The organism is Celeribacter sp., assembly GCF_048266405.1.
GTDB lineage: Bacteria > Pseudomonadota > Alphaproteobacteria > Rhodobacterales > Rhodobacteraceae > Celeribacter.
The window spans coordinates 54,642-72,143 of the sequence record NZ_JBLWZO010000012.1 but is presented as its reverse complement, the minus strand read 5'-3'; the positions used below and the strand labels follow the sequence as shown (position 1 = coordinate 72,143).

Annotated in this window: 17 protein-coding genes; 2 read left to right on the top strand and 15 right to left on the bottom strand. The window is 56.5% G+C overall.

Annotation, left to right across the window (positions count from 1 at the left end):
• The 15 genes from hypF to ACN0TS_RS16090 form a co-directional block, all read right to left on the bottom strand.
• Nucleotides 1-1,378 (bottom strand): carbamoyltransferase HypF (gene hypF / locus ACN0TS_RS16160; RefSeq protein ID WP_417260396.1); only part of this gene is annotated, 1,378 nt, incomplete at its 3' end.
• A 40-nt stretch (nucleotides 1,379-1,418) separates the two neighbouring features.
• The gene (locus ACN0TS_RS16155) at nucleotides 1,419-2,852 is read right to left on the bottom strand and encodes a nickel-dependent hydrogenase large subunit (RefSeq protein WP_417260395.1); all 1,434 of its coding nucleotides are present in this window, start codon (nucleotides 2,850-2,852) and stop codon (nucleotides 1,419-1,421) included.
• Complete coding sequence (locus ACN0TS_RS16150) at nucleotides 2,845-3,840, bottom strand: HupU protein (protein WP_417260394.1); 996 nt, start codon at nucleotides 3,838-3,840, stop codon at nucleotides 2,845-2,847. The genes ACN0TS_RS16155 and ACN0TS_RS16150 overlap by 8 nt, the downstream gene beginning before the upstream one ends.
• Complete coding sequence (locus ACN0TS_RS16145) at nucleotides 3,837-5,168, bottom strand: ATP-binding protein (protein ID WP_417260393.1); 1,332 nt, start codon at nucleotides 5,166-5,168, stop codon at nucleotides 3,837-3,839. Before ACN0TS_RS16145 ends, ACN0TS_RS16150 begins: the two co-directional genes overlap by 4 nt.
• 336 nt (nucleotides 5,169-5,504) lie before the next feature.
• A complete protein-coding gene (locus ACN0TS_RS16140; RefSeq protein WP_417260392.1) occupies nucleotides 5,505-5,939 on the bottom strand; it encodes a DUF6789 family protein in 435 nt (144 codons plus the stop codon).
• Between the two features lie 47 nt (nucleotides 5,940-5,986).
• Nucleotides 5,987-6,217, bottom strand: a complete 231-nt coding sequence (locus tag ACN0TS_RS16135; RefSeq protein WP_417260391.1) for an anti-sigma factor family protein — start codon at nucleotides 6,215-6,217, stop codon at nucleotides 5,987-5,989.
• Between the two features lie 78 nt (nucleotides 6,218-6,295).
• The gene (locus ACN0TS_RS16130) at nucleotides 6,296-6,898 is read right to left on the bottom strand and encodes an RNA polymerase sigma factor (protein ID WP_417260390.1); all 603 of its coding nucleotides are present in this window, start codon (nucleotides 6,896-6,898) and stop codon (nucleotides 6,296-6,298) included.
• Nucleotides 6,899-7,032: 134 nt separating this feature from the next.
• Nucleotides 7,033-8,013 carry a YeiH family protein gene (locus ACN0TS_RS16125; protein WP_417260389.1) on the bottom strand — a complete coding sequence of 327 codons (981 nt, stop codon included), beginning with the start codon at nucleotides 8,011-8,013 and terminating at the stop codon, nucleotides 7,033-7,035.
• Between the two features lie 8 nt (nucleotides 8,014-8,021).
• Nucleotides 8,022-9,101, bottom strand: a complete 1,080-nt coding sequence (locus ACN0TS_RS16120; protein ID WP_417260388.1) for an ABC transporter ATP-binding protein — start codon at nucleotides 9,099-9,101, stop codon at nucleotides 8,022-8,024.
• Nucleotides 9,101-10,537 carry a carbohydrate ABC transporter permease gene (locus ACN0TS_RS16115; protein WP_417260387.1) on the bottom strand — a complete coding sequence of 479 codons (1,437 nt, stop codon included), beginning with the start codon at nucleotides 10,535-10,537 and terminating at the stop codon, nucleotides 9,101-9,103. Before ACN0TS_RS16115 ends, ACN0TS_RS16120 begins: the two co-directional genes overlap by 1 nt.
• Nucleotides 10,534-11,598, bottom strand: coding sequence for a carbohydrate ABC transporter permease (locus ACN0TS_RS16110; RefSeq protein ID WP_417260386.1), 1,065 nt, complete (start codon nucleotides 11,596-11,598; stop codon nucleotides 10,534-10,536). The genes ACN0TS_RS16115 and ACN0TS_RS16110 overlap by 4 nt, the downstream gene beginning before the upstream one ends.
• A gap of 30 nt (nucleotides 11,599-11,628) precedes the next feature.
• Entirely contained in the window at nucleotides 11,629-12,900 is a 1,272-nt protein-coding gene (locus ACN0TS_RS16105) for an ABC transporter substrate-binding protein (protein ID WP_417260385.1), read from the bottom strand.
• Between the two features lie 86 nt (nucleotides 12,901-12,986).
• A complete protein-coding gene (locus tag ACN0TS_RS16100) occupies nucleotides 12,987-13,490 on the bottom strand; it encodes a flavin reductase family protein (RefSeq protein WP_417260384.1) in 504 nt (167 codons plus the stop codon).
• A gap of 18 nt (nucleotides 13,491-13,508) precedes the next feature.
• Entirely contained in the window at nucleotides 13,509-14,402 is an 894-nt protein-coding gene (locus ACN0TS_RS16095; protein WP_417260383.1) for an aldo/keto reductase, read from the bottom strand.
• Nucleotides 14,402-15,556: an LLM class flavin-dependent oxidoreductase gene (locus tag ACN0TS_RS16090; RefSeq protein WP_417260382.1), complete on the bottom strand. Its 1,155-nt coding sequence runs from the start codon at nucleotides 15,554-15,556 to the stop codon at nucleotides 14,402-14,404. Before ACN0TS_RS16090 ends, ACN0TS_RS16095 begins: the two co-directional genes overlap by 1 nt.
• Nucleotides 15,557-15,661: 105 nt before the next feature.
• On the opposite strand from ACN0TS_RS16090, the gene ACN0TS_RS16085 reads away from it, so the two are divergent.
• Both ACN0TS_RS16085 and ACN0TS_RS16080 read left to right on the top strand, forming a co-directional pair.
• A complete protein-coding gene (locus ACN0TS_RS16085; protein ID WP_417260381.1) occupies nucleotides 15,662-16,369 on the top strand; it encodes a GntR family transcriptional regulator in 708 nt (235 codons plus the stop codon).
• Nucleotides 16,370-16,377: 8 nt separating this feature from the next.
• On the top strand, nucleotides 16,378-17,487 hold the full coding sequence (locus ACN0TS_RS16080; protein WP_417260380.1) for a Gfo/Idh/MocA family protein: 1,110 nt from the start codon (nucleotides 16,378-16,380) through the stop codon (nucleotides 17,485-17,487).
• The last annotated feature ends 15 nt before the right edge of the window (nucleotides 17,488-17,502 follow it).

Below are 17,502 nucleotides of genomic sequence, written 5' to 3'. Positions count from 1 at the left end.
CGCAAGCCACCACCTCCGGCTGGTGATCGAACAGTGCGGTATAGTCCTTATCTGCCTGCAAGAATGCCTCGTAGGTCAAGGCATCATCCATGTCGCCAAGATGATGACCCAAGAGCATCTGCCCGTCTTTCAAAAGACAAATCGCGCCTTTCATCTGACCACCATAGGCCGCAACCTGTGGCGCTTGTTCAAAGCCTTCCGGCAAAGGCAGAGTTCCCGGCACCCGCCCGCGCGCACGTCGCAGCACCATCGCCCCATGCGGCGTCATCCGCTCAACAGAGTCATCAAGACGACGGGTAATTCTGCGGTCATGAAAGAGGCACGCATCTGCGAACCCAGCCAGTTTTTCGCGAGCTTCCTCATTCCCGATCACCTGCGGTTCTCCTGACAGGTTGCCGGACGTCATCACCAATGGCCCGCCCACAGCATCAATCAACAGATGGTGTAGCGGCGTATAGGGCAGCATCCAGCCCAACGTATTTTGTCCGGGCGCAATCCCCTTTGAAACACGTCGGGCTGACAAAAGAACAATGGGAGCGGCAGGATCTCTGAGCAGGGCTTCTTCCGCATCCGACACGTCGCACCACTTCCGGATCATCTCCAGCGTTCCCATCAAGGCAAAAGGTTTCGCGGGACGGTGCTTGCGCCTGCGCAGCCTCGCCACGGCTTCGTCATCACAGGCATCACACGCCAGATGAAAGCCCCCAAGCCCCTTCACCGCGACAATCTCTCCGTCCCGCAAAAGCTGTGCAGCATTGGTGACAGGGTCACCTTCCATGGCAGGATGTAGCCAAAGTCGTGGACCGCAATCGGCACAGGCCACGGGCTGCGCGTGGAAGCGACGATCTTCGGGGTTTTCATATTCCGCCCGACAGGCCGGACACATCTCGAACGGGGCCATAGTGGTGCGGCTTCGATCATAAGGCAACTTTTCAACGATGGTGAACCGCGGGCCACAATGTGTGCAATTCGTAAAAGCATACCCCGCACGACGTTCTTGCGGGTCAAAAACCTCGTGGAAACAAGCGTTGCAGGTTGCGGCATCGGGCGTCACGCGGGTATGCGTTGCACCACTTTGTGAGGCGACGATCTCGAAACCCTCGAATTGTATGTCCGCCAGTTGAAGAGAACGGGTTTCAACAGCATCAATGCGTGCAAGCGGCGGCATCTGCGCCCGCATGCGATCCTCGAACCCCGCCGCATCGCCGACAATACGGATTAGCACCCCTTCGCTATCATTGCGCACATCCCCCGAAAGTCCCATGTCACGCGCAAGTCGCCAAACGAAGGGGCGAAACCCTACGCCTTGCACCTGTCCGCGCACACGGATTTCCAGTCCATGTACGCCTTGAGAAGTCACCTCTGCACTATGAGTCACACTCTCACTCCTGCTTCCCGTGGAAACTATTCAAGATGCCTTAGTGGACGGTGCAGACCATGCACGGATCAAAAGATCGGACAATATGCTGAACAGAAACCGGCGTTTCCTCACCTTCACGCACCTCGGCACCGACCAAGGCCGCCTCGACTGGTCCGGGCACACCCCGTCCATCTCGCGGCGAGAAATTCCACGTTGTCGGCGCAATGATCTGATAGGACGTTATCACGCCCCCTTCGACCCGCACCCAATGGCCCAAGGCACCGCGCGCGGCCTCAACCATCCCTACCCCTTCGCCGTCCTTCGGCATTCTGACGTAACGCATAAACGTCGCCCGTGGGTCAATAGAGTCGAGAAGTCGCTCCATCTCGATCTGGGTACGCGCCAATTCCAATAATCGCCCAATCACCCGCGCCCGCACAGAGCCTTCGGCTGCGAGCGCCACAGCCAACGGATGACCGTCAATCGCTTGTCGCGCCAAAGCCCCTGTTTCAAAAGTCTCTCCGGCCAAACGCGGCGCTTTGCACCAACTGTAGGCATCTTCGCGCATGTCTTCATCTGGACGCGTCATACCCCGAGACGGATGCGCATCCTGTCCGAGCATCCAACTATGTGTGATCTCTTCTACAATCTGCTCCGGCTCCAATTGGCTTGCCGCACCATCGATCAACGTTCCGCGCTTAAATAGCGGGCCATCCGGACACGGGTAAGCCCCGAACGACAAATAGCGCTCCGCTCCGCGCCCTAGAGTTTCAAGTGCGAGATCGTCTGAAACCGAAAGGAAAAGCGCAACGTCACCGCCTGTCCAACTAGACAATTGTGTAATCGTCGACAATTCTACGAACTGTTCCAATCGCCCTCCAAACACCACCTCTTCAAGGTAGGCACGAAACGCGGCAAGATCGGCACTGATACGGATTTTATCGCGAACCGAAGGCGCACGGGTCACACCACCAGGCTGAATGGCCAGAGTATGGGGCCACTTCCCTCCCAACAGGCCAGTAACATGCATCAATCCAGCCCGCGCCTCGACTGCCCGCTTGAGCGCGGAGCCCTTGGCTGCGGTGAACCGCATCAGCACCTGATCCCACCAAGGCCGATCTGCATACTCTGCACGAGCAAAATCCGGCATGAAAAACATGTTGAAATGCATCAAATGATCGGAGGCATTTTCAATCATATGCAAAAGCTGCGCCACTTTCGCGCCTTCAGGCGACGGAGTTTTGCCGGCCAAATCCGCCAAAGCCTGCGCAGCCGCCATAGATTGACTGATAGAACATATACCGCAAATACGCGGTGTAATGGTGAGCGCATCTATGGGAGCCTTGCCCTGCAAAATGCTTTCAAATCCTCGAAACAGCGGCGAATTGGCATAGGCCGCAGAGACACGCCCCTCGCGCACCTCCAACCGGATTTCAAGATCTCCCTCCACACGATTAAAAGGGCCTACAAGCAAAGTGGTCGAGTCAGTCATTCTTACGGCTTTTCACTGAGGGTGGGACGACAATACGATCCGCGGCGGCGTTTTGGGCCACCCGATCTGGCGTTGCGCGTTTCGATAGCGAGGCCAGTGCCATGAACCACGCTTTTGGCATGTCCGTCGGCAACCCAACGGGAATACCCGCAAATTTTGGGGTCTCTGTAAACCCGTGCCCTGGCTCTTCAAACTCAGGCGCAGTGCAACTGATACAGGGATAGCCTGCGCGTGTGCAGCTTCCTTCGCCATTCCAGAGCCTGATGTTGCAATCACCAACAGCTTGCGTGCCCACACAACCGAGATGCTCCATCATACAGCCCATTTGGCTCAATTCTTCGGCAGACGCTTTGTATTCGTAAAACTCGTTTTTGGTGCATGCGTGATGCACAAGATTATCCGTATAGAAGCGGGGGCGGGCAAAACTGTCCAGATCATCAGCACAAAGACTATCAGAGGCCAATAGCATCAGAGTTTCCGTCACCCAATCAGGGTGGGTCGGACAACCGGAGATATTGATAACAGGCAACCCCGATTGCGACCGGAAATGAGAGGGCAACGCGGCACCACTATGCCGACCTTCATATTGCACTCCCGTAGCATCAGAGGGGTTGTCGCCTGCAGAGGTCACGCCGCCATATGTGGCACAGGTTCCCACCGCGACCACATGTTTCGCCTTTGGCGCAAGACTTTGCACCCAGTCAAGCATGGAACGTCCTGTCCCTGCGAGCATATGATAGCGCCCTGTTCCTTTGGGACCGTGGACGATGGAGCCCTCAATGCACAGAATATCAAGCTCCTGCTCTCCTGCCTCAATCGACGCCAACAAATGCTGCACCTGCGCCCCACTGGCCTCCGAAAAGGACGGGTGCCAAAGAAATTCGAGCCCCGCTGCCGTAAAGAGATCTAAGACATTCGGGCTTTCTGCACACAGAAGCGACATTGTGCAGCCCCCGCAGCCAGCCGATTGCAACCAGAGAATGTTCAAATCTTATCCCCCCGTTTAAGGGTCAGCCGGAAACAGGCGCCCTCTGCCACGTCTGGCAGATAGGTCAAAGACCCGCCGTGCTCCTCTGCGATTTTATGGGAAATAGACAGGCCGAGCCCCGTGCCCTGCCCGACCTCTTTCGTGGAAAAGAATGGATCAAAAATCGCGGCCCGTAGGTCTTCAGGCACACCAGGACCGTTGTCGCAGACCTGAAGCACTGCAAAATCTTCATGATATGAGAGATTGACCTGTATTTCCGGTTCTTCGACGTCTTGCATAGCGTCAGCCGCATTTTGCACAAGGTTCATAATCACTTGTTGGACGTGCCCCAATCGGCCCAAGGCTATACAGGGGCTTTCCCCCACAACCGAGATTTTCATCCGGCTTTTCTGGCCGCGTTTGACCCATTCCGCGCCGATCCGCGCGGTTTCTGCCAAATCGAACGGTGCGACTTCACCGGAACCATCGGCAGACAGTCGCCGCAAATCCTCAACAATATCGCGCACACGCTCCGCCCCGTCATGGGCACCCTCAATGGCTACACGCAGATTTTTCAAATCCCGTTCGAGTTTCAGTTGAGAGCGCAGCTCAACAAGTTCTTCACGGCTTGCACCTGCCTGAACTTGTTCAAAATAGGCTTCGAACCGGTCGAGGTATTTTTGCAGACTATGAGTATTCGCATAAACAAATGAGATGGGATTGTTCAGCTCATGCGCCACACCGGCCAGCAACCGCCCCAAAGAGGCCAGTTTCTCGGTCCGCACCAGTTGGGTTTGAGCCTGCTTGAGCTCTTCGAGGCTTTGCTCCAATTCGCGATAAGCGCGACGCACTTCGCCAAGAGGCCGCCCGGTCAGGATAATCCCGTTCACACGTTTGCGGCGATCCAAACGCGGCGCAACGCGAAAATCAACCGGACTAGCCCCTCCCGGTGTTTCCAGATCAACCTCGAACGTCTTTTCCTCTTTGTCCCGCACAACTTCGGACATCGCCATGCCCATACGGTCGCGCATTGCGCCTTCAAAAAAGGCCCCCATTGGCCGTCCGATCAATGCACTCTTTTCTTCTCCAATCGCAGAGCAAAAAGATTGGCTTAAATCGGCGATAAATCCGTCCTTGTCCGTGACCACGAGATAGTCCGAGATTGACGCCATAATCGACCCGAGGAAGGTGCGCAGGCTGGACAGTTCCGCGTTCTGGGCCTCTAGCTGCTCCTGATAATCAACCAGCTCGGCATATGTTTTGTCCACCGCGTCAAGCACATCCACCCATGCCGCGTCATCAAAGCCGGGCTTGAGCTCTCCGCCCATTTTTGTGGAAATGTTCGCCATAGAGACCTCCTGCTCCAAGCGTGTCAGTCACGCCGCAAGGACGCAATAGAAGATTACATTACCAATGCGCCTCGGCGTATCAAACCTGAACAAATGGATAGAAGAACAACGAAACACCGGAGCTTTTCAGAGAGATGAATGTTGCTCCAGCGCTTGGGTCGCTGCGCGGTGACAAGACGGTTCAGGAGATTGCAGCCAAGCCGCAAAATCGGCCTAAAAGCAGAACCGCTTCAAATTGCGTTCGAACACGATCATTCTCAGCGGCCATCCGTTATCTTGCATCGGTGCTTGTCGACGCAAGATAACCACTTTGAAACAGCGCCATCGGCGCAGACGTTATTGAGCCAAGGCTGGCGTGGAACGGCTTTGGTAGACTGCGCCCATCACAGCTCCAAAGATGATGTGCAGCACGAGGGTCATCATCGGCGCCATCATGCCCATCTTCATGCCAAACAATCCGGCACCCGCCATCGGCATCACCATGATCATCATGCCGAGCCATGCAGCCACGCCAAAAACGGTACCCTTGGCAATGGCACTATTGCCTGGGATCATATCGTAAAACAGGGCAAATCCACCGCCCCATGCAAGCGAGCCAATCATAAAGTGGATGATCCAACCGACGATAACGGGCGTGCCCATCATCATTGCAATCATTGCGGCGACGTCGAGTTCGGGCATGACGCCCATCATCGCTTTCACAACCATCATCGCCGACAACACAACTGTTCCGATAAAACCGGCTACGACGCCATTCTTGAGATTTGTCATTTTCTTATCCTTTCACAAAAGTCGCAGAGGACGTCATGTCTTCCTGACTATTTTTTCGTGTGAAACGCGGAAAGGATATCGTCAATCTTGGCGTCATCGCTGTCAGACGCCTGCGCTTCTGCTTTAACGAGCCGACGCGTGGTACGCATCTGCTCCATAAAGGCAGAACAGCCATGACACATCGAAAGGTGCAGGCGAACCCGCAGCCTCATCAAACTGCTTAACTCTCCATCGAGATAAGCGTCGGCCTCATGGGCAATGTCGCGGCAGCGTAGCATGATGTTTTTCCTTTTCCGTGTTTCACATAGATAAGACCGCTCAGGATCGTATTCGTTACAAAGTTTTTTCGATTTCTATCATCGTTCAATATTATCAATGGCTTGTCGAAGGCTAAAACGGGCCCGATGCAGCATGACACGGAGGTTGGCCTCGGTCAGTCCGAGAATGTCGCACACCTCTTTCGCCTCCAGTTCCTGCTGGCCGCGCAGGATCAGAACCGCGCGTTGTGCGGGCGGAAGCGCGTCGATCGCCTCGCCCACATGGCTCAGAATCTGGCGACCATTCACGATCCTGTCTGGTGTTATCTCGTCCCAAAGTTCGGGCGCATCTTTCCACCGGCCACGGCCGTCAAAAGCATCGTCGAAGGTATCATCGCCATCAGAGGTATCCAGTGACACACTGCGCCCGTCGCGCTTTACGCGGGTCTTTGCCTTGTTGGTGAGGATGGTGAAAATCCATCCCGCAAGCGAGGAGCGCCCCTCGAAGCTGTCGATTTTGCGCAGGACGGTCATCCATGTGTCCTGCGCTATTTCTTCGGCGGAGGCGCGATTGTTCAGGATAGCCGAGGCGACTCGGACCATTGCGCCATTGTGTCGACGATAGACGGCTTCGAACGCCACACGGTCACCCGAGATAAGGCCCTGAACTGCGTGTTCGTCGGTGTTTTTAGGTTTCGACACGTCTTCGCACTCCTATCTCTATCCGCGATTGTAGACAGGTGACGGAAGAAAAAAACAACCCATTAGAGACGGACACGACATCGGAGCCGTCGCACTGAGACGCAACACAAATCGCGCCACGTCTGCGATAAAACCTATGCCGACAGCGTCACGAGCACGAAGACCCCCAAGAATATCGTCTGCGCCACAAGCATGAAAATGGCTTCACGGCCAACGTATCTCAACTTTTCAAGAGAGGTTTTCATCCCGACCGCCGCCACCGCAATCACAAGCGCAACTCGCGACACGCGACCTGCTCCGTCGGTCACAATCGACGGGACCAAGTGATAGGAATTCAATGCCGCCAAGATCAAGAAACCAACCACAAACAGCGGCAACAAAGGTGGACGACCCTCGGACTGTGTTGCTGTACGGCGCAAAATCAGCGCACCGATAAAGACCACGGGCGCAAGCAAAGTGACGCGAAAGAGTTTCACCACGGTAGCCACGTCGCCCGTCTCCTCGGACACCGAATAGCCCGCACCGACGACCTGCGCCACATCGTGGATAGTGCCGCCGAAAAACACGCCTGTTGCCTGCGAAGACAATCCGAGGAATTGGGCAACGATAGGATAGACAATCATCGCCACCGTCGACAAAACCGTGACAGAAATCACCGTGAACGACAGGTTGCGCTCGCTTTCCTCGGTCTTGGGCAAAATGGAGTTAATCGCCATAGCTGCCGAGGCGCCGCAGATAGCCACGGCACCGCCCGTCAGAAATCCGAACAAGCGATCCTTACCCACCAGTGGCGCAAGAACGACGGAGAGCAAAATCGTAGCCGCGACGCCCAAACTGATTGTGCCAACCTGCGCCCACCCAATCGCCTGCACCATGTCAAAACTGACGCGCAGCCCCAAGAGAGCCACACCAAACCGCAAAATATGTCTGGCTGCAAAATCAATGCCCTCTGCGCATTTCCCGTCATACATGAGAAAGTGCAGCGGGATACCAAACAGGATCGCCATCAGCATCACGGGCGCACCGTAATGGTCTGCGACAAACTGCGCGGCCATTGCCACGAGCGCAACAATAAGGAGGCCCGGCCCAAGGGCGCGCGCACGAGAAACAGTCATGTATGGGCTCACTTTTGGAATACAGGAACCGTCAGGCCACTGTCTTTTTCGAACAGGTGAATAGCGTCGACATTCAGGCGCAAACGGATCTCGGCTCCCGCAACCACATCTGTTTGACCGGCCATATGAATGGTCAGCGTTTGCCCCGTGTGCAACGCGCCGAACAGATAGCTTTCCGTGCCCAGTTGCTCCACCTCCGAAACGTGGAACATCAACGGCCCCTCTGGATCGACAATCAAATCGCGAGGGCGCACACCAAGCTCGAAGGCGGCTCCGCCCTTGGCCGCCAAATGACTGTGACCGCGCGAGATAACCTCTCCGTCTGCGAGCATCAAGGTGCCTTCCTCGTCAACCATCACATCCACAAAATTCATCGCGGGCGAGCCGATAAAGCCCGCAACAAAACGATTGGCGGGATGGTTGAACAGCTCAAGCGGCGTGCCGAATTGCTCTACCTTCCCTGCCCGCAGCACAGCGATTTTGTCAGCCATCGTCATGGCCTCGACCTGATCGTGTGTCACATAAATCATCGTGTTGCCGAGACGCTGATGCAGGGCCGCAATCTCGCGGCGCATGGCCACACGCAACTCCGCATCGAGGTTCGAGAGCGGCTCGTCAAACAGGAAAATCTTCGGCTCGCGCACCACGGCGCGTCCGATGGCGACACGTTGGCGTTGCCCGCCCGACAACTGCCCCGGGCGACGATCGAGAAGCGGCTCAATCTGCAACATCCGCGCGGCCTCATCCACGCGCTCTTTGACCTCGGTTTTCGGGACGTTGAGATTTTCCAACCCGAAACTGAGATTCTTGCGCACGGACATATGCGGATAAAGTGCATAGCTTTGGAACACCATCGCAAGGCCACGCTGCGCGGCTGGCACGTGATTGACCACCTCGCCGTCAATGCACACCTCACCCGAGGTAATATCTTCAAGCCCTGAAATCATGCGCAGCAGAGTCGACTTGCCACAGCCCGACGGGCCAACAAACACGCAAAACTCACCCGACTTGATCTCAAGGTCAATGCCGTGAATGACATCGACCGGGCCATAGCTTTTCTTGACGTTTTTGAGGGTAAGATCGGCCATTATTTCAATCCTGTGTTCGCGATACCCGCGGTGATGTATTTCTGAAGGAAGACGAAAACCAACGTCGAAGGAATCAAGCTGACCATCGTCATGGCAAGGCGGTAATGCTCTTGGCTCAGATGCTCACCCCTGAACTCCAACAAGCACAGCTGGATGGTGTAAGCTTCCTTGGTGGTGGCGATAGCAACGAGCGGCAGGATCAAATCATTCCACCGCCAGATCACCGACAAAATCCCCAAAGCGGCAAGCGCAGGCAGCGTCAAAGGCAGCATGATGCGCCAGTAGACTTTCCACTCGGAGGCCGCATCCATCCGCGCTGCTTCCAACAACTCATCAGGGATCGACAACATATATTGGCGCAAGAGGAACACGCCCGTTGGCGTCGCAGCACCGGGAATGATGACGCCCCAAATCGACCCAGACAGGCCCGTGGCATGGACCGCCTTAAACACCCCCACGAGCGTGATGGTGGGAGGAACCATCAACGTCGCGAGGATCACAATGAAGAACCCGAGCTGGCCGCGGAACTTGTATTTCGCCAGAGCAAAAGCCGCCATCGAGTTGATCAACAGCGTCAGGATCGTGGCAATCGCAGTGACCAAAATCGAGTTGGTGAAACAGGTGGCGAAGTTGACATTGACGCCAAACGCCTTGCCCGTCAGCGGGTCGGTGTAGTTGCCCCACGAGGGGGCCAAGACCCGCTTCGCACTCAGGGTGTCCGTCGCGAGTTTGACCACTGCATCGGTGCGATTGTCGACATAACGCGCGGGTGTAATCTCTGAATTCGGACGGATGTTCGAGACCGCGAATTGGGTTTCCTCGCCTGTCTCGGGGTCGGGCGCGGTCACGAGGATTTGCCCGACGAACCGTGACTGCTCATAGGGGGGCAGGCCCAGAAATTCCGACACCACACGCACGTCCTCGGCATCCAACCCCGCAAGCACCGCATCCACATCATGCTCGGCCTTTGCCGCCGCTGACATGGTGGTATAGCGCAACAGCCATTCGGGAAGATCATGCGACGCCATCACCTCGCGCATTTGCACGGGCAAGAGGTCCAAATGGGCACGCAATGCGTAATAGGTCAGCCCCTCGTAATCCTCGATAAAGGCAGCGGCATCATGGCTCGCCTGCGTCTCGGCATCCAACTCTTTCCAGTTCAGCACCCAATCGGGCAGATCGGAGATGATGAAAATCTCCCGCCCCTCGGGCGTCGACACCGTCGCCCGCGCAACCTGTTCGTAAACCGTTGGCAGCAAAGAGAGGTCCTGCTTTTCAAGCTGTGATTTCGTCTTGAGCGAATTGAGGGACAGCCACGCCACGGGCACGACGATCATCAAGAACCCAAAGGCCAGATAGGCATAGGTCAGATAATCGAGCCAGTTGGCACGGCGCCCGCCCGATTTGCGGGTCAAAAACGTCATGATACCGGTCATGGCTTGTTCGCTTTCGATGAGAGGTAGACCTGTAGCAGGGACAGGCAGATGAGAACGACCGCCACCAGAAGCGAGGCCATCGCCGCAATGCCAAGCCCGTGCGTGGTCGGTTGGCCACGCAGGCCCGAGGTGTCGAATATATAAGCGACGAGCGAAATCCACCGCACGTTCATTGCGTAGAGTTCCTCAAACGCCTGCACCGCCTTGATCAGCGACAGCACCGTGACCACAAGTAGCGTCGGCGCGAGCAGCGGAATGGTGATGCGAGTGAGTTGTCGCCACGCGGGCGTGCCGTCCATTTCGGCGGCCTCATAGACATCGCGCGGAATGGCTTGCAGCCCCGCCAAAAGGATCAGCATGTAAAACCCGAGATGCGCCCATGTGTAGACAAGCACCGACCAGAACATGGTCCAGCTCGGGTCAGTGAGCCACTGGATCGGCTCCGAAATCCACCCCCAACTGATAAGCGTCTGACTAAGCGCCCCCTGCCGTTTGAGGATCAATGTCCACAGGAATCCAACCACGACCGGCGAGAGCATGACGGGATAGAAAAACACCGCGCGCCAAAAGGCGCGGCCAATGATTTTGCGATTGAGTGCAAGGGCCGTCATCAAAGCCACAACGATCATCACGGGCACTTGCAGGATCACAAAGATCGCCGTGTCGTAAACTGCCGCTTTGAATTTGTCGTCTTCGCGGTTCTCGGCGCCCGTGTCGATCTGCGTCTCCGACAGGAGCCGCGACAGGTTATCGGTCCCCGCAAAGGTGCGCTCTTCGAATTGAATAGATTGGCCGTCGGTGACGGAAAATCCGATATTGATAAACAAAGGCGCAAAAGTGAAAAGCCCGAAGATCAACATGTTCGGCAACAAGAAGAGATACGGTAGACCCGTCGCCCCTGCGAGCCGCTGAACCATCTCCAGCGGCCAACCGATCACCGTGCAAAATCGTGTCCAGAACGAGCCGGACGGGCGAAGGATCGCCCACCCGATCAGCATGTAAATTAACAGAGCAAGCGGCCAGGACGATCCTGAAAACGCTGCCGCAAATGCGTCACGCATAGCTGTCCCTCCCCGACCGCATGCTTCTGTTTATTCTGCGATCTTCGCGGCAACATCCGCGTCGATGGCTGCATAGGCTTCTTCAAGTGTCATCTCACCCGTAATTGCCCGTGTCAGGTAATCAGGCACAACACCGTAGATGACGAAGTTCTTGGCGTAGCCTTGGAAGGTGTAAGCCTGAGGTGTCGTCTCTGCCGCTTTGATCGCGTTGGCCGCGAAGACAGACAGTGCGTTTGCGACCGCAGGAGACGCATTCACATAATCGACGCCCGTTGCTTGCAACGTTGCGTTTGCGGAGATGTTGTTGGTCTTGGCCGCAAATGTTGCCGCGTTACCCAGTTGAGCAAGGTAGTCGACAAAGGCCGCCGCTGCTTCAGGATGCTCGGTTGACTTGAATGCCGCGATACCCGCGCCACCTGGCATTGCGCCACAACCACCTTCGCCACAAGGCGCAGGAACCGCTTTCCAGTCAAAGTCGGTGATATTCTCCGCGTAGTTGTTGATCATCCAAGAGCCGGACATGTGCATCGCAACAGTGCCCGATTGGAACAACGGCGCGGCGTTGCTGTAGCTTGTTCCGGACCCTGCGGGCCAACCCTCTTCCGGCATCAGGCCAGACTTGTGCCACTCGACAAATTTCTCTGCGAATTTCTTGAAGCCTTCATCTACGAGGATCGGCTGACCATCGTCGTCAAAGAATTTCGCGCCATAGGAGAACGCTGGCCCCGCAATACGGTGCGCCGTGCGGTCCATAGCGAGACCCGCGGTAATACCTGTGGCCTCTTTGACTTCCATGAGGGCCGCTGCCCAATCGTCCCATGTCGCGCCTTCACCGGGCATCTCGACGCCCGCGTCATCAAACAAGGACACGTTCACATATGGGCCCGTCACAGTAAGCTGCGACATCCAACCATAGATGCCTTTATCCTCGCCACCTGGCGCGCGGAACCATGGCAGGGTCGCACCGTAATCAGCTTCCCAAGCGTCGACATCCACATAGGGGCTAAGGTCGAGATAGTATTTGTTCAGACCGCCAAGGTTGGTGATCCGCGCCACATCAGGTGCCGCATCCGTTTGCAACTGGTTCTCAAGCTGATCGCGGATGACGTCGTAACCGACTGTGTCCATCTTGACCGTGTGGCCCGTGGCAGCTGTGAACCCTGGGATCATCTCGCCGATGACGTCGCATTCGGTGCCATCTTGGTAGCACAGGAACGTGATCTCATCTGCGGAGGCCGCGGTGGCCCCTGCAAGGATCGTGCTGGCGAGTGCCGCCGCTTTCGTGAAATTGATAGTGCCCATCTTGTTTCCTCCTCTAAAGAAATAGGCTGGTCTAGTATGTGTCGGCACGAACCCCCTCCTCAAGGTGCCGCATCGACATGTGCGTTTTAAGATTGCGGAACAAACGTCCCCATCTGGCCGCCAAAAAATCCAAGGGCATGGCGGCTATCGTCGAAACTTGCGTGCTTCACTTCACCAACGACGATCGCATGATCACCGCCGTCAAACACGGAGTGTTGCTCGCAATGAAAACAGGCAAGACAGTCTGTTAGCAACGGAACACCGACGTCACTCATCACAAAATCACTGTCGGACAAGCCAAAGCCATCCTTCGCAATGCGCCAACAGATTTCGCGCTGCGTATCCGCAAGGACGTGAATCGCGAACCGTTGCGCGGCTTCGAAATGCACGAACCTGCGCGACTTGCGATCCGGTGCCCAAAGCACCAGTGGCGGGTCGAGCGACAGTGACGAGAAACTATTCGCAGTGATCGCAATCGGACCGCGCTCCGTCATCGTTGTCACGATGGTCACGCCCGTGGCAAACCGCCCGTAGGCATCACGCAACAGCCGCGTATTGTCCTCATTCGGGACGAAGTTTTTTACCGCCATATCCATTGCCGCCCTCATCTATGCAACCTCATGGCCCAGAGCCGCCTCGTAGAGTTCAAACCAGCTTTGACGGTCCAAGTTGACCGACATCGCCGCGCCAAGTGTTTTGATACGGTCCAAGTTATTGGTTCCCAAAACCGGAAGGATTTTCGACGGGTGGCGCAGCAAGAACGCCACCGCAATCGCTGCACGATCAACACCATACTCAGAGGCCAGCGCGTCCATCCGCTCGGCCAACAGACCCTTAGCGTCTGTCATCAAACTCCCGCCGCCCAAGGGCGACCATGCCATCATCGCATCACCATTCTTTTGGTGGAACGCGATATCGCCATTGGTGAAAGGAGAAATCTCGCTCAGTGAAATTTCGATCTGGTTCGTGGCCAGCGGAGTCTTGGTCGCGGATTGCAGCAGCTCCCAGTCCCACGGCTTGAAATTCGACACGCCCACAGCACGCACTTTGCCCGACGCCACGAGATCGTCCAAGGTCGCCCCCGTCTCATGATGATCCATCAACGGATCAGGGCGGTGGATGAGCAACAGGTCGATCTCGTCAATGCCCATTGCTTTGAGCGAGTAATCAACAGACGCCTCAATATGCGCGCGGGAGGTGTCGTAGTATTTCACCCGCTTGTCCGCATAGCGCCCCATCGGTGCAACGATGTCGCATTTGGTGACGATCTGCATCTGAGGTCGCAGCGCAGGGTTCGCACGCAGCGCTCCGCCCAAAACATCCTCCGCCGCGTAGCCGCCGTAAATATCGGCCTGATCAATGGTCGTAATTCCCTGATCGAGACAGGCCTGAATTTTCGCTTCGACATGAGCGGGGGAGGTATCGGCGTCATCACCAATCCGCCACATGCCATAGACGATGCGAGAGAAATCGAGATCTTTTGTCAGTTGAACGCGGTCCATTAGCGACGCACTCCGTTACCGAGGGGTGTTGCGGGTGTAGACGCGGGAACGCGCCCGTATTCATGGGGCAACGAACAGGTCTTCATCTGCGGCAGCACGCGCTGGCCGAAATGCATCGCCTCTTCGGTGTGTGGATAGCCCGACAGGATAAAGGCCCGCATACCCATCTTTTGATAGGCTTCCAGTTTCGAGAGCACTTGATCGGTTGAGCCAACCAGAGCCGCACCACAGCCCGACCGCGCACGCCCGACGCCTGTCCACAGGTTCGGCTCGATAAAGCCGTCATCATCGGCCACATCGCGGTTTTTGGCCTGATGGCTCACGCCCAACGACTTGGAATCCAAGGCGCGTTCGCGGATGGCTTTGCCCTGCTCGTCGTCTAGTTTGGAAACGATGTAATCGGCATATTCGCGGGCCTCGGCCTCGGTGTCGCGCACGATCACATGCACACGCAAACCGTAATCCAGAGTGCGGTTGTATTTCTCTGCAACAGCGTTCACGGCCTTCATACGCCCTTCTAGCTCTTCCATCTTTTCAGGCCACATCAGATAGACATCGCAATGCTCGCCACACAGGTCGAGCGCATCAGGTGAATAGCCCCCGAAATAGAGCAGCGGCCCGCCCGTCTGATATGGCACCACAGGATCGGTGGTAAGTCCTTCGAAATTGTAAATCTCGCCCTTGTGATTGATTTCGTCCCGTGTCCACGCCTGCTTGAGGATCTCGACCACTTCACGCGAGCGCTGGTAGCGATAGAGACTCGGGTCGGTTTGACCGGGAAAATCGGAGGAAATGATATTCACGGTCAAACGCCCTTCGAGCATGTGATCAAGCGTCGCGATAGTTCGCGCCAGCATGATCGGCTGCACCTCGCCACAACGCACAGCGGCGAGCATATTGATCTTCTCGGTGATCGGCGCACAGCCCGCCACAAAGCTCAGCGTGTCTTGCCCGACCTGATAAGAGGAAGGACACAGAATGTTGCGAAATCCCTGCGCCTCGGCCGTCTTCACGATATTCGAGCAATGCGACCATGATGACCGCAACGCCCCGTCAGGAACTCCGAGAAACTGATAGTCATCGGAACACAATGCCGCAAACCAGGACACCTCGGCTGCATCTAAATCCGCTGACGTAATGGGCACGACCGTCATCACTTTTCTCCCTAATGCTCCGTGACATTTTCTCTTGCGTAGCAGCCGCTTTGATGTAGATCAATGGTGCATCAATTTTTTCTGCGACAGATGGTCTCATCAAAAATGCACAGCAAAGACGGACACACAGCCCTCCCGATCTATATGCAGATCAGCGAGTCTCTCATGCGCGATATCGCGGGTGGTCGCTATGTAGAGGGGGAGCGCCTTCCGCCCGAACGCAGCTTGGCCGCGACCTACAAAACAACGGTGCGGACTTTGCGTAAATCTCTGACAGAGCTTGAAAAAAACGGCATGTTGGAGCGCATTCAGGGGTCGGGGAACTACGTGCGCTACAACGCGGATGCACGGTCAATTTATTCGATGTTCCGCCTCGAACTGCCCACGGGGGGCGGCCTTCCGTCGGCAGACATCCTCACCGTGGAGTATCGCGAAAAACCCGCTGACCTTCCCGAATTCGGGGCATCAAATCACGCGTCGATGATTCGCCGCCTGCGCTATCTCGACAACATTATTATCGCCGTCGAAGAAATTTGGCTCGATGCCGACAGTGGCCGCGTTGACCCCGCACAGCTCTCCGATTCCCTCTACCTCTACTATCAAAAGAAACTCGGATTCTGGGTGTCCCGCGCGGTCGATTCCGTCTCGATAGACCCTACACCCGATTGGGCCCCAAAAGAATTCGGCGTCCCGCTTGGTGGCATCGCGGGCTACATCGAGCGGCTGAGCTGGGCACAGGATCCCGCCCCCGTCGAGTTTTCACGCACATGGTTTGACACAAAAAATGCGCGCTACGTGCAGCGCTTGCAATAGGAGACACAATGTCAAAAGTAACGCATTACGGCATCATCGGCTGCGGCATGATGGGACAGGAACACCTGCAAAACATCGCGTTGTTGCCCGACACGAAAGTCGCCGCCATCTTCGAGCCCGACGCGGAAATGCGCGCCCGATCCGCGCGCCTCGCACCTGATGCCGTTTTCGTGGACAGCATTGCGGAGCTGCTCGCCATTGACGCGCTCGATTGCCTGATGATCGCAAGCCCGAATTTCCGCCACATGGAGCAGCTTGAAGAGATCGCAACGACACGCGCCCTGCCCGTCTTGGTCGAGAAACCGCTCTTTACCGATCCCGCACATGTGGCCCGTATCCAGTCCTTTGCCGAGACCTATCCCGCCCCCGTTTGGGTCGCGATGGAATATCGCTACATGCCGCCGATTGCCGCATTTTTGCACAACGCCGCAGATGCGACGGGCGGCATCAAGATGCTCACCATCCGCGAGCACCGCTTTCCCTTCCTCGAAAAAGTCGGCGACTGGAATCGCTTCAACCACCAGACGGGCGGCACCTTTGTCGAGAAATGCTGCCACTTCTTCGACCTCATGCGCCTGACACTGCAAAGCGAACCAGTCCGCGTCAGCGCCTCGGGGGGACAAGACGTAAACCACCTCGACGAGAGTTATAACGGCGCAACACCCGACATTCTCGACAATGGCTATGTGATCGTGGATTTCGAAAACGGCACCCGTGCCATGCTCGAACTATGCATGTTCGCTGAAGGCGCGGAATATCAAGAAGAGGTCAGCGCCGTCGGACCAAAGGGCAAGATCGAAGCCCACGTCCCCGGCCCCGGTCGCTTCTGGCCCGAACACCTTGGTGCCGCTCCCGTGCCGAAACTTATCGTCAGCCCGCGGTCTCCCAAAGGCCCCGAAAGCCGCAACATCCCCGTGGACCCCGCCCTACTAGCGGCGGGCGATCACAACGGCTCCACCTTCTACCAGCACCAAAAATTCCTCGAACTGGTGCGCGGCGAACGCGACGCCCCAGAGGTCTCGCTCAACGACGGGAAAATGGCCGTCCTCATGGGCATGGCCGCACAACTCTCCATCGCGGAACACCGCGTGGTAGAGATGAGCGAACTCATCGGCTAACTCTCCTCAATCCAA